The organism is Azospirillum palustre, from assembly GCF_002573965.1.
Taxonomy (GTDB): Bacteria; Pseudomonadota; Alphaproteobacteria; order Azospirillales; family Azospirillaceae; genus Azospirillum; species Azospirillum palustre.
Window position 1 is genome coordinate 1 of record NZ_PDKW01000001.1, and the last position, 523, is coordinate 523.

Below are 523 nucleotides of genomic sequence, written 5' to 3' on the forward strand. Positions count from 1 at the left end.
CCGCTCTGGGTCAGCGCACCGCCGCTGGTGATCGACACTGTGCCGGTCGTGCGCAACGCCGCGAGGTCGAGCGCCGTCGCGTCGGTGTAGCTGAGCGCCCCCGCCTCATCGGCGGTGTCGGCGGCGTTGCGCGAGCGCAGGTCCAGCGTGGTGACGTCGTTGCCGGCATTGCCCAGCGTGATCGCGGCACCGCCGGTCTTGAGCGTCTTCACCGTCAGGCTGCTGGCGCTGATCGCTCCGGTCTGCGTGACCGCATCGGTCGCCGTGGCCGTCAGGGTGCGGCCCACCGTCGTCGCGCCGAAGCCCAGCGTCCCGCCGCTGCTCACCGTCAGGTCCTGCCCGACCGTGCCGCTCAGCGAGGTCGCCAGCGTGTTGGTCAGCGACGCGTCGTTGGTCCCGCTGTTGCTCAGCGTCACTGCACCGGTCAGCGCATTGCCGGCGTTGCCCAGCGTGATCGCGTTGGCACCGGCGGTGAAGGACGAGGTTCCGCCAACCGTCAGAGCACCGCTCTGGGTCAGTGCGC

General features: G+C 71.1%; 1 protein-coding gene. It reads right to left on the reverse strand.

From position 1 onward, the window contains the following. Positions 1–523: hypothetical protein (locus CRT60_RS35975; RefSeq protein ID WP_161957924.1), on the reverse strand; the 523-nt coding region annotated here is incomplete at both ends.